Raw genomic sequence first — 11,252 nt, 5'->3', positions numbered from 1 at the left:
TGCGGAGGTTCATCAACGCCCGGGTGCGTTACCTCCTGTGGCTGCTTGTTATCGCCCGGCTGTTATTGCCTGCCGTACCGGACAGCCCGCTCAGCATGTTCCATATTCTTGGCTCTGGCGGACAATTCCTGACATCCGTGATGGACAAGGCGCCAGACCCTGGAGGCTCAGCGGGTGAAGCTCAGGAGCATTCACCGGGGGAGGGAGCTAAGACTGCATATCCGGCCAATAACACCGCACTGGATGTACAGGGGCAGACAGGCACCATGCAGGTGGAGAATGAATCGGCAGCCGTTAACCGCAGCTCTGCGGGGGCCGCAGGTTACCCGCTCTGGATGAAGATAGGCACCGCGATCTGGTTACTTGGCGCTGTGTTTATGCTGCTGAGTGGACTCCAGTACATATGGCGTATGCAGCGTGAGCGCCGGCAGCTTAGACAGGTGAATGCCCCGGAGATTCTTCAGGTGGTTCTTGCCACCAGACGCCAGTTTGGAATAAGGAGAGCGATACCTATCTATACTGGAGGTTCCGCTAACAACCCATATCTGTCAGGACTAACGCGTCCATGGATTTTTGTTCCGGAGCAAGCTCTGCGGGAACTGGATGCTTCCCGGCTGCGGCACATCCTCGCGCATGAGCTGGCCCACTACAAGCGTAGGGATATGCTGTGGAACCTGCTAGGGAGCCTAGCCGCAACGATACACTGGTTCAATCCTCTAGTGTGGCTGGCTATCCGGCGCATGAAGATTGATCGGGAGGTTGCCTGTGACACTTATGTGCTGGAGGTGTTAGGGGAAGAGGAGGCTATCAACTACGGGCTTACTCTGGTAGAGTTCCTGAAGCGCTTCTCACGAGTCCGGGAGAGGAGGGGGCATCTCTATTTCTCTAACCCGCAGCAGCGGCAACAGATTAAGAGAAGAATCAGTATGATTCAATCTTTCCGCAAAGGCTCCTACCGCATCTCCGCAGCAGCTGTAATTCTGGTCGCCCTGCTCAGCATCGTGACGCTAACGGGTGCCTCAAGGGAGCCTAGTGACTCTGCTGCCACAGGTGCTAAGGCCAATCGCGCTGGCACAATGACTAAAAGCGTTCCCGGAGAGGAACGTGCAGAACCGGCAATGGAGCAAGGGGAGGCTCTGGTACCGTTTCGGAACATGAATGTACAACAGACGGAATATGTGAACCGGCATCATCTGCTGAAGCCGATGAATGTGGAGATTGCTGAAGGCGGCTATCAGGTCAATGTGACGGGCTTCATGGCAGACAGGCATCAATTGGTTATTTTTTATACGGCGCGTGTTAACGGCGGAAGATCACTAGTCTCTGATGATCCTCGTTTCGTAGAATGCATCATTACGGATGGTGTGACGGGCAAGGTGATCAATGGCCGAAGCCGCCCCATGATCATTACCAGCAGTCCGCAGAAGGGTGTTACCCTTGCGCTGGCCAGGCTTCAATTTGATACGCCATTAACGGAGTTGCCCCCTAAGATCAAGGCAGAATTCCGGCTGCGTTCACATGCGGGTGATGAGCCTGATGTGCAGGTATCTCCGGCGCTCCAGACCACTTTTGACGTGGAAGCCCAGGATTGGAGGCAAGAGATGCAGACGCTCACACCGCAGGATACGCTTGAGGCGGGCGGACACAAGGTTAGAGTGAAGCTGCAATTGACACCGCTCACAACGATAGCCACCTTTTATTCAGATGAGCCTATCTTTAAGAATCAAGAGTTCTTACGGGCCTTCCATGAGAAGTACGGTTCTCCCTCACAGTGGTGGAGCAGGAGCGGGGCGGGAGATTATACGAAGCAGTCAGGGAATGTATCCATTGCGTATACAGATTATGAGATGAAGATGGTTACGGAAAGCTATTTCTCATTGGATGAGCCGCAAGCGCTGCGGCTGGATTTCACGAAGATGCCGGCAGGCAGTTCAGGTCTGGAGAAGCGCGAGCCGGTCTATGAGCTGACTTTTGACCTGACAGGACAGAATTAGAGTGAATGCAGCAGAACAACCACTTAAGATTAAGGAGAGTGTAACTATGATTAGAATGAAGCGGAATGAAATGATGCAACAATGTGCACAGACGCAATGCCCGGCAGCAGATCAGCGGCGGTCCTCCAGACCCAAGCTGTCGGCTACAGTCGTCGCAGTCATGACAACAGCAGCGCTGGTGCTGAGTCCTTTTGCCGTGACTGGTCAAGCGTTGGCCGCTCCGGCGGCAGCCGCGAAGCCGCAGGCAGCGCTGGCCCCTTTTGTGAACCCGAAGTTTCAGAATTATAAGCAGGTCGAATATGCCATCAAGCATAATTTGGTCCAGCCCTTGAATACAGTTGTCACAAAAGATGGCTACAAGTTGACGATGAATGGCTTTATCGCTGACAAATATGAGCTGATTATTCTTTTTACCGCCCAGGCCGACAGCAACCGTGCATTCACGTCTCAAGGATCGATAGCGCATGAACTGCAATTGACGGATGTCATTACGGGGAAGGTCATCAGCGGCAAGAAAATGAATGATGCTGGGGTTTATGGCGTAAGCCCGGCTAAGCAAAACAATATCATGTACGGCACGGCTGTCATCCGTCTAACGACTCCATTAACCACGGCTCCCCAAAAAGTAGCTGCGGAGTTTCAGCTAACCTCGTTAACCACTAGTGAGCTGAAACAGGTAGAGGCATTGGAGGCGCAGATGATGGCAGAGGCTAAAAAAGCCTATCAGGCTAATCCCGAGGACAAAGCGTCCAAAACGAGTCCTGAGCTGCTGAAGAAGTATAACGCGCTGAAGGCCAAAGTGAAGAAGAGTCCGCCGCTGAAGGCAGTCTTCGTGATCGATCCTAAGGTCTGGGAGCAGGAATCTCTAACCCTGACGCCGGAAGAGACCGTGGATATGGCTGGACATCCGATTAAAGTGAACATGGAACTGACACCATTCACAACAATCACGACTCTAACCTCAGATGAGGCTGTGTTTACGGATAAAGCTTTTAAGGAGAAATTCAACAATAATTACTACCCATCACTATTGATTATGAGCGGAAACGGTGAGTACAAACCGCAAGAGGGTAGTACTTATTATACGTATTCAGATCATAAACTGACCATCATATCGGAAAGCTACTTCCTGCTCGACAAACCGCAATCGCTTCGCCTGGACTTCACTAATATGAAAGACCGTAAGATTACACAGCAGTTGATTATTGATTTGTCTAAGCAATAATTGCAGGTATTGCAGGCTATTCGTAGTGTCTTAGGGCCACCCGTGAAGGGTGGCTCTTCTTTTGGCGTTACAGGGTGTGCGGGGAATGTCGCCTAGGCAGGGCATGTTATGGACAGGGATGTGATAAAATACAGGGACATAACCAGATCAGACCGATGGAGGAACTATGTTAATACAACTGATAAGCGTAGGCAAATTGAAGGAAAAGTATCTGACGCTCGGCATCGCGGAATATGCCAAACGGCTCACGCCCTACCTCAAGTTCCAGATGATAGAGGTGGCGGATGAGAAGGCCCCTGATAACCTCAGCGATGCAGAGGTTATTCAGGTGAAGGTACGCGAGGGTGAGCGTATCCTCGCGCAGATTAAGAGCGAGGCGCATGTCATTGCGCTCGCGATTGACGGCAAGCTCTGGAGCTCCGAGGAGCTTGCCGCCGAGATTGACCGGCTCGGCACCTACGGGACGAGCCATGTCGTCTTCGTCATCGGAGGCAGCCACGGGCTCTCCGATGAGGTGATGCGCCGCGCCCAGCAGCGCATGAGCTTCGGCCGCATGACGCTGCCCCATCAGCTCATGCGGCTGGTGCTGGTGGAGCAGGTTTACCGGGCGGTGAAGATAAATCGCGGTGAACCGTACCATAAGTAGGGGCAAGTTTTTGGGGAAAAGATAGTTGAAGCCACAATTGGCTAGAAAATCTGTTTAGCTCCAGGAATAAGGTGCAGCAAAGCAGATATCAGGAAAAGAGGATGATGCTGAGAGTGGACGGAGGCCAGTAATGTTGTGAAAGGCGATCATCTAGAACACAATGACAGCTCAGCCATTTACTTAAGGCCCCAACTGTGTGGAATCAAGAGCTCCAGTTAGGGTTAGGCCGATTGGCAGAATCGGAATGGCATAGGTAGCAGCCCTCCCTCCCACAATATCTGAGTTCGGGTAGGATGCGACTATGCCGATGTATTACAAGGATTTAGGACCATGCTTTCGACCACATTTCCCGGTGGCAGGCCGTTTCAAAACCAATTTTGGGATAAAAGTCGGGAGCGCCTCCGAAACAATAAGTAGCTCCTAATGCTTCCGTGCGCTTCATTAGCTCGGTTACGGCTACAGTTGCCAGCCCTAAACCGCGATATCGCGGATCTGTAGCAAGGGGTTCAAGATATGCAAAATCGTTCACACCATCCACCCACATTCCGGCAAAACAGGCGTACTCTCCATTGGGGGCTTTAATAATTGCGGTAAGGTCCTTTCTGAAATGAGGACCACTCTGCATGAGCAGCCTGGAATCAAGGTCATCGTCCGGTTCGTCTCCATGATCAAATCCCCGCCAGATGACATCGTTAATTTTACGTAGGTCATTTTCGTTTTCTAAAGTGATGAGTGTAAATCCCTCGGGTAAGGTGCGCTTGGAAAAACCTGAACTGAAATTGTAAACTCGGATCGGCTCACTGTATGTCTTGTGATATCCTTTTTGGACTAGTGATTTGATTAGTGGTTCTTCATAATCGTATACCCTAACATCGAGGCTGTATTGATCAGCTGATCTCTTGGATAGTTCTGTCTCTGCATATTCAAGCATTTCTTGTTTTAAAAAGTCGTATCCTTTTTTGGTTGAAAAGTAGCATTCGCCAATGTTCATTTCATAGCAAGCTACACCTACAATTTCATCATTCTCCTCCCATATGCCAAACCGGTGTGTTAGAGAATGGTTGAAATAGGGATGCGTATGCGCATATTCCCAAAAAGGTTGTGGGACATTACCTCCCAACTGATACTTCTTGAAGTTTAATCGCATGAACTGAGAGACTCTTTCGAAATCAGAAAGTAATCTATACCTTCTTAACGTGGTCTTCATGTTTTACCTCCGGGGTATAATAATAGATCATTTGTGCTGGAAGGATGAGCCTGAACAATTCTTTAGGATTGGAATAGGAAATAGTAATGTTCACTTTATAGGTCCCCTTTTACGTTTATACAAAATATGGTATCGAAAAAATCATTATAAATCTATGCAAAGAACATATTAAATAAAACTTGCCCCTTCAGCTATTGCGGTGAACCGTATCATAAGTACCCTACAGATGTTACGCCGAACTGTATCATACATGAGGGCAAGTTTTTTGCTGACTTTTTCGTGCAGAAATTGCAAGGTATTCATTTTTTATTTCCGATAAAATTACCTTGAAGGGAGGGAATACGATGGATTGGTTGGACAGGATGAATAGTGCCATGGAATATATCGAAACAAATCTAGTGGACACTATTTCATTAGATGAAATAGCACAGAGAGCCTGCTGCTTCACCTATCTTTTTTAAAGAATGTTTCCATTTATTACTGGCTTATCTTTATCGGAGTACATTCGACATCGACGGTTGACATTGGCGGCATTCGAACTGCAGACAATAAATTTATCGCTTCCTTTCCTTACTTGCTTTTGCGAATACGCTTATTGCGTTTTTTCATCTGTAAAATCTGCCGAAGAGGCAATACGGGAACTCGGTCAGCGGTAAATGAAATGTAATTATTGTCTGCTAATTGAGGAAGGAGGATAAATTCATGTTTACCTATATAGGAAATGGGGCGTATTGTTATTCCAATTCCACTTCCATGCTTCTTGACACTGTGGGGGAAAGAATACCTGCGGAATCTATTGAAGTCTTGTCTGGCGTTGGACTTGGAGCGCTCTGGTTTAAAGAGGACAACATGGTATTCTTTTCGAACGGCGTTCCACATATCGGAGTAAGCAAGGCACTGGACATACTGGGATTCACCATTACCGAATATTCAAGCATAGATAGTTCAAATATTGAAGGAATACTTACAACTGCAATCAAACAACATCCAGTATTGCTAGGACCGTTGGATATGGGTTATTTAAGATATATGCCTAATCATAGTTATCTACATGGTTGCGATCATTATGTGCTGGCTTTTGGGGTAGAGAATGGAGTGGTTAGACTCCATGACCCTGCAGGATATCCTTATGCAATGCTTCCAATGGAAGACTTGATAAAAGCAAGTAAAACAAGTCATCTTCAATACCGATTGTATCCACATGATATGACCTATCATTACTGGTGTGCCCCCAAACGAGTTAAGCACCCGAATCATCAGGAAATATGCGTTGAGGCTATCCGGTATTTCAGACAAGTTTATAACGATATAGAAGGACAATGCTCGGAACGTAACTGGTTAATAGGAAGTGATGCCATAGCAGAGTTAAAGAGATATATTCTGGGTGGCGATATTAACCCTAGTTTGCTGGGTCATTTGACACATTTTGCGTTTCAGGTAGCGGCAAGACGTGCATTGAACTTTAGCGAATTCTTCCGAAGTGAGAATGGTGGTTTAGCCGAAATTAAGCTGTTACAGTCAGAAGTGTATGGCAGGTGCCACTCGCTGGCGGTAAACGGTGATTGGCGTATGATAGGTGAAGCTTTAAGTCATTTAGCAGAGCTGGAAATTAAGTTTCAAGAAGCTATATTTATGTAATGTTCGGCGGTACTAAAATATCAGAGCCATCTTAGACATTCAGGGCTTGGCTGCGGACGATAATATGAGGGAGCTCGAAGAGACGCGGCATTTAACCAGGAGCTGTATTTGTTTACGGAACCGTGAGCCGGACGGCGTCACGTACAGGCCAGCGAAAGAAATCCACTACACTCCCAAGTTGGGGAGCTTGTTAAACATGTCCCAAGCGAAATAGTCCTCAATCTGATCGAGGAGTGCCGCCGAAAGTGTTCTGGCGCTGCGCAGCATGTTAACGCTCTGCTGTGTTTTGATGATCCTCAAACTTAGAAGCCTCCTAAAAATGAAAATGAACCCATTAGAAGGGGTCAGGGTAATTGATTCAGAATATGGTATCGATTTTTTTCAAAATATTTAGCAGTGCCCGTTTCTTTTTCGCGGTAGCTTTCGTTATATATTGCGAAGAACGATTTGAAGGAGGATTACTTTATGGCAGTCAACGTTAAAACTATGCGGTTGTCTAATTATTGGTTCGTGATCTGGAAGCTTCCGTGAGGTGGTACAAGGAGATGCTTGGCATTCCATTCACGTTTGAATATGCCCCAGGCGACCAAGAGGCTTGGCTAAACGTCGGGGGTGTCGGTTTGGGACTTATTGGCTGCCCGGAGGTACCGAAGTTGGACTTCACGAACAGCCGGGGTCAGCTACAGCCGATTATCTCACTTCAGGTGGATAACATTCATGAAGCGTACGACCCGGATAGACATATGGGCAACTCGTGGGGCGGTTGGCCAAAGGAAGAAGGTTAGTGCTTGCAAGGCAGGATAAGAAGGGGTGTTCTTGTCATCTGAAGATGACAGAGGCCCCCCCTTTGAACGGTTGCGAAGCATTTTCTCAAAGGTATCTTAAAAGGGGCTTTAAATTTGCCGTTACAGACAGCGCGGTGACCATATCATAAGTGACGGCGAAAAGTTGGGTTGAAATTTCAATACTAATTCCATGAGAAGCGCCTAAGACCCAACTCATGTGGCATCAGTCACATATGCCAATACGAGCCCCTAATCAAGAATAGTTCTCCACCATTTGATCTAAAAATTTACGAAAGTCTTCTACATAGGTTAAGGGCTCCGCAACTTTTAGATGAGTACCGAAGCTTGCTAAAAGTTGAAATCCTATATGATTTTGAGGGACATACAGGGTTGCTAATAGAAGTCCGGAACCATGGTCCTCAATGCTTTTTCGACCGTACCTTTCGATGATTTGATCTTTTATGTTAGGTGATATCCATGCCTTAATCGTGACGAATTGCGGTAGATAACTTGATTCATGTCCTTGCTCCGGCCAATCGTCTCTGGGCTGAAAAGCGCGTTCATTCATCGTAATATGATCGATCCTAGATAGCTTGAATGTTCGAGATCCCTGTCGATGCAAACAGAAGCCTTTTAAGTACCAACTCGATTCGCTGAAATGCAGCTCATACGGCTCGACCATTCTATTCGTTACAGCCCCGTCTTTATCTGTATAATCAAAGTAAACAAGCCTATTCTTTGAAATGGATTCTTGACAGGTCTTTAAGGTTTCAAGTATTTCGGACCGACCTTGCCAATCATAAAACGACAGTCGAATGGAACGATTCAGAGACAAGGGGCTAACCATTGCCTCTATTTTTTTTATCGTTCTTTCAACGTCTTCAGTAAGGAGAAGTTGTTCCAATCCGCCCAGCGCGGTTAATATATTTTGTAAATCGGAGCTGCTTAATAGGCGTTTATCCACCTTGTATTCATCCATTAGGCCAAAGCCGCCTTTGACCCCGATGACAGAGTAGATCGGAATGTTGCATAAGCTTAATGTTTCCATATCGCGCAGGATCGTTCTTTTGGAAACATGAAATAGCTGCGAGAATTCCCTTGTAGAAACAACCTTTTTTTTCAGCAATATCATGATAATCGAAATGAGTCTCTCCACTTTGTCCATAATGGCCCTCTTTTTTGTACATGATTTTAGAATGATGACAATAAGATGTCATCCTTTATCCATTATACTACATGTATCACAAGAAGGAGGTAATTACATTACATGTTTAATCCAACCGATTTTCCCAAGTCAACCCTTATTTCAGTCAACGGTGTGGAACTCGAAGTTTTTGAAGCAGGCCGGCAAAATGCCGGAAAACCCATTGTCCTCTGTCACGGCTGGCCAGAGCATGCCTTTTCTTGGCGCCATCAGGTGCCCGCCCTTGTCGCAGCGGGCTACCATGTCATAGTACCCAACCAGCGGGGTTACGGCAACTCATCTCGTCCGACCGAAGTAACAGACTATGACATTGAACACTTGTCGGGTGATCTTATTGCGCTTCTCGATCACTATGGATACGAGGACGCTACCTTTGTCGGTCATGACTGGGGTGCATTCGTCGTTTGGGGACTGACCTTGTTGCATCCAAACCGCGTCAATAAAGTGATAAATCTGAGCTTGCCTTACCAAGAGCGCGGAGAAAAACCCTGGATCGAGTTCATGGAAGAAATACTTGGCGGCGATTTCTATTTCGTCCACTTCAATCGACAGCCAGGCGTCGCGGACGCCGTATTCGAAGACAATACATACAGGTTCCTTCGCAACCTGTATCGGAAGAACGAGCCTCTCAGAGCACCTGAACCAGGTATGGCGTTGATCAATCTCGCCAGAGCAGAAACACCGCTCGGTGAGCCCGTATTGAGCGAAAGCGAGCTGGCCGTTTACGTCTCCGCTTTTGAAACATCAGGGTTCACGGGCAGCATAAATTGGTACAGGAACCTTGACCGCAACTGGCGCTTATTGGCGGAGGCGAACCCCATCATCCAGCAGCCGACCCTCATGATCTACGGCGACCGGGATGTGGTTGCGAAGTCTGAAAACCTGACGAAGTTCGTGCCCAATGTGGAAGTGGTCAATCTGGACTGCGGTCATTGGATCCAGGAAGAAAAGCCGGAAGAAACAAACCAAGCGATTCTGAGATGGCTGAAACAGCAGGATGCCATCTAGCTGAGACTGCAAATTTGCAATTCCTTTTTTTATGCTACTAACGTGCGTTCTTATTTTGCATAGGGTATTCCACTATCGAGGAACGTTAGTTTAATTAAGCGAGATCTAAGAAAGGGCCACCCCACTAAGGATGGCCCTAAAACTTGCCGCTTCAGCTAGCGCGGTGAACCGTATCATAAATAACGGCAAGTTTTTACACACTGCATTTGCTGTTTTCTATTAAATAAAGAAACCCCGCTGTCACTAAGGCGAGTTCCCTGATTTCTAGGCCTGGATTATAGTGATTTCCTTTTCTATTTAAGAGTAGGCGTACAACCCGTATCGTTAAAATCCGGATCCTGTATAATTTCATGATAGTGATCTAATTTATATTCGATGATCTTCTGAACCTCCATTAATCTAGAGATTTCATTTTGGATCTTTTGCTTATGAATTTCTAGCATAGACATCTTTTCAGGAATGGCATCGGTACCGCGGCTTGAAAGCTCCCGATATCGCTTCATTTCTTCTATCGTCATACCCGTGGCCTTCAGTCTAGTTAAAAATAGGATACTTTGCACCTGTTCACTACTATAGACTCGATGCCCATTTTGTTTTCGATCCGCATAAGGCAGCAAGCCGATTTTCTCATAGTAGAAAAAACACCGCTTCGTTTGGTAAAGTAAGATTGTCGAGATTCACTAGAAGTATGATAGAAGTCGAACCGGATGGAAAAGACATAAAAGAAATTGTGTTTTGGTTACGCGGTGAACCGTAATATAAGTATGGCGAAATAAATCTGTGGCAGGCGCTGTCCCCAGGTACCGTCATCCCAATCAAACCTAAAGATCAAATTTATAAAGAAATAGCGGCGTAGGGATCACCTCCCTTACGCCGCTATTATTCTAGGTTAATTCATTGTATTCCAACAAATCGTTAACGACAGCTTGGAGCTGATTGCTGTTAGTTAAAGAAAACGGCGGGTTATATTCATATCTGTGATCATGGGCATACCCAATCCCTTCCAATACTTGGTCTAAATTGTTAGTGGTTACTCCCGTTATCCCTGCAACGGCAAATGTTGTTGCGTCAGGCTTAGGGGCATATCCAGGATCCCAAAAGTAATTACTGATCTCTGTCAACGCTAGTCCAGCACGAACTTCATTAACTATCGCTTGAATATCAGTTACGGTCCATGGAGATTTCGCGTCCGTGCTCAATGCATAATCAATATAGATTAAGTTCGATTGAGTGACACCTGTTACTCCAGCAATGTCAAATATGGATTCGTCAGGCGTATCGACATTTGGCTCTGGCTGGCCATAGTAAGCATTAATCGCTTCCAACGCAGCTTGTGGAGTCATTGGTGTTGGCGTCGGTAATGGTGTTGGTAATAGTGTTGGTAATGGTGTTGGTAATAGTGTTGGTAATGGTGTTGGTAATGGTGTTGGTAATAGTGTTGGTAATGGTGATGGTAATGGTGTTGGTGTTGGTGTTGGTGTTGGTGTTGGTGTTGGTGTTGGTGTTGGTGTTGGTGTTGGTGTTGGTGTTGGTGTTGGTGTTGGT

General features: G+C 46.8%; 11 protein-coding genes and 1 pseudogene. 7 read left to right on the top strand and 5 right to left on the bottom strand.

The window, feature by feature from the left end:
- The 3 genes from C162_RS34705 to rlmH all read left to right on the top strand — a co-directional run.
- The coding region (locus C162_RS34705) for a M56 family metallopeptidase (RefSeq protein WP_156949723.1) at nt 1-1,994 on the top strand (1,994 nt) is incomplete at its 5' end.
- A 46-nt stretch (nt 1,995-2,040) separates the two neighbouring features.
- Complete coding sequence (locus C162_RS27235; RefSeq protein ID WP_036699740.1) at nt 2,041-3,219, top strand: DUF4179 domain-containing protein; 1,179 nt, start codon at nt 2,041-2,043, stop codon at nt 3,217-3,219.
- A gap of 166 nt (nt 3,220-3,385) precedes the next feature.
- The gene (rlmH, locus tag C162_RS27230; protein ID WP_036699737.1) at nt 3,386-3,865 is read left to right on the top strand and encodes a 23S rRNA (pseudouridine(1915)-N(3))-methyltransferase RlmH; all 480 of its coding nucleotides are present in this window, start codon (nt 3,386-3,388) and stop codon (nt 3,863-3,865) included.
- Between the two features lie 322 nt (nt 3,866-4,187).
- On the opposite strand, the gene C162_RS27225 is transcribed toward rlmH, so the two are convergent.
- Nucleotides 4,188-5,072 carry a GNAT family N-acetyltransferase gene (locus tag C162_RS27225; protein WP_036699735.1) on the bottom strand — a complete coding sequence of 295 codons (885 nt, stop codon included), beginning with the start codon at nt 5,070-5,072 and terminating at the stop codon, nt 4,188-4,190.
- A gap of 344 nt (nt 5,073-5,416) precedes the next feature.
- On the opposite strand from C162_RS27225, the pseudogene C162_RS37120 reads away from it, so the two are divergent.
- Nucleotides 5,417-5,620: pseudogene (locus C162_RS37120) on the top strand (AraC family transcriptional regulator); the annotation flags it as partial.
- A 154-nt stretch (nt 5,621-5,774) separates the two neighbouring features.
- The gene (locus C162_RS27220) at nt 5,775-6,710 is read left to right on the top strand and encodes a hypothetical protein (protein ID WP_036699734.1); all 936 of its coding nucleotides are present in this window, start codon (nt 5,775-5,777) and stop codon (nt 6,708-6,710) included.
- Nucleotides 6,711-6,875: 165 nt separating this feature from the next.
- Here C162_RS27220 and C162_RS37385 read toward each other — a convergent pair whose 3' ends face one another.
- The gene (locus C162_RS37385) at nt 6,876-7,010 is read right to left on the bottom strand and encodes a hypothetical protein (protein WP_268748820.1); all 135 of its coding nucleotides are present in this window, start codon (nt 7,008-7,010) and stop codon (nt 6,876-6,878) included.
- Nucleotides 7,011-7,213: 203 nt separating this feature from the next.
- On the opposite strand from C162_RS37385, the gene C162_RS27215 reads away from it, so the two are divergent.
- Nucleotides 7,214-7,495 (top strand): VOC family protein, encoded by a 282-nt coding sequence (locus C162_RS27215; RefSeq protein WP_084649065.1) that lies wholly within the window; start codon nt 7,214-7,216, stop codon nt 7,493-7,495.
- Between the two features lie 253 nt (nt 7,496-7,748).
- Here the strand turns inward: C162_RS27215 and C162_RS27210 are convergent, their stop codons facing one another.
- The gene (locus C162_RS27210) at nt 7,749-8,660 is read right to left on the bottom strand and encodes a helix-turn-helix transcriptional regulator (RefSeq protein WP_036699732.1); all 912 of its coding nucleotides are present in this window, start codon (nt 8,658-8,660) and stop codon (nt 7,749-7,751) included.
- 102 nt (nt 8,661-8,762) lie between these two features.
- On the opposite strand from C162_RS27210, the gene C162_RS27205 reads away from it, so the two are divergent.
- Nucleotides 8,763-9,707: an alpha/beta fold hydrolase gene (locus tag C162_RS27205; RefSeq protein ID WP_036699730.1), complete on the top strand. Its 945-nt coding sequence runs from the start codon at nt 8,763-8,765 to the stop codon at nt 9,705-9,707.
- Between the two features lie 293 nt (nt 9,708-10,000).
- Here C162_RS27205 and C162_RS37115 read toward each other — a convergent pair whose 3' ends face one another.
- Nucleotides 10,001-10,330 (bottom strand): MerR family DNA-binding protein, encoded by a 330-nt coding sequence (locus tag C162_RS37115; protein WP_268748821.1) that lies wholly within the window; start codon nt 10,328-10,330, stop codon nt 10,001-10,003.
- Between the two features lie 261 nt (nt 10,331-10,591).
- The coding region (locus C162_RS36415) for a hypothetical protein (protein WP_200869239.1) at nt 10,592-11,252 on the bottom strand (661 nt) is incomplete at its 5' end.

Source organism: Paenibacillus sp. FSL R7-269 (assembly GCF_000517865.1).
Taxonomy (GTDB): domain Bacteria; phylum Bacillota; class Bacilli; order Paenibacillales; family Paenibacillaceae; genus Paenibacillus_AQ.
The sequence above is the reverse complement of the archived record's forward strand: the minus strand, read 5'-3'. Positions and strand labels throughout refer to the sequence as shown.

Excerpts from the sequence above, each read along its gene's own strand:
- C162_RS27205 (WP_036699730.1), top strand. The coding sequence starts at position 8,763 with ATGTTTAATCCAACCGATTTTCCCAAGTCAACCCTTATTTCAGTCAAC.
- C162_RS27235 (WP_036699740.1), top strand. The coding sequence starts at position 2,041 with ATGATTAGAATGAAGCGGAATGAAATGATGCAACAATGTGCACAGACG.
- rlmH (WP_036699737.1), top strand. The coding sequence starts at position 3,386 with ATGTTAATACAACTGATAAGCGTAGGCAAATTGAAGGAAAAGTATCTG.
- C162_RS27225 (WP_036699735.1), bottom strand. The coding sequence starts at position 5,072 with ATGAAGACCACGTTAAGAAGGTATAGATTACTTTCTGATTTCGAAAGA.
- C162_RS27220 (WP_036699734.1), top strand. The coding sequence starts at position 5,775 with ATGTTTACCTATATAGGAAATGGGGCGTATTGTTATTCCAATTCCACT.
- C162_RS27210 (WP_036699732.1), bottom strand. The coding sequence starts at position 8,660 with ATGGACAAAGTGGAGAGACTCATTTCGATTATCATGATATTGCTGAAA.